General features: G+C 78.1%; 1 pseudogene. It reads right to left on the minus strand.

What is annotated here, in order from left to right:
- Positions 1-362: pseudogene (locus tag M3677_RS17040) on the minus strand (endo alpha-1,4 polygalactosaminidase); the annotation flags it as partial.
- Positions 363-471: the final 109 nt, after the last annotated feature.

Below are 471 nucleotides of genomic sequence, written 5' to 3' on the forward strand. Positions count from 1 at the left end.
GCCGTCGGGCCCGCTGGGCGTCGGTCGACACGTCGAGCAGGTACTCGCCCGGCCAGTCGGGGGTCCTCCACCCGGGCACCCGCCGCGTCGTGCAGCAGCAGGTCCTCGGGCACCTCGTCGGCCCCCGGCTGGGTCTGGAAGGCGTTGACGTAGCAGGCCGACCACAACCCCTCGGCGGGGGCGGCCGTGCGGTCCCGGACGACGCCGGTGACGCCGTCGGCCGGGGCGTAGGCACCGCCGAGCTGGGAGTCGCCCCGCAGACCCCACGGCGTCCCCCCGGCCGGCCCCGCGGGCACGGCCGGGGAGCAGGCGGCCAGGGCCAGCGCTGCCGGAGCCAGGACGAGGACGACGGACCGGCGCACGGCCGCGAGCCTAGGTGGGGGAGACTGTCTCGCCGTGGCCGACGTCTACGACTGCACCGACGACGAGCAGCGCACCGCGGGGATCGCCGCGGCCGCGGCTGCCCTCTCC

It is taken from the genome of Curtobacterium sp. P97 (assembly GCF_023712445.1).
Lineage (GTDB): Bacteria > Actinomycetota > Actinomycetes > Actinomycetales > Microbacteriaceae > Curtobacterium.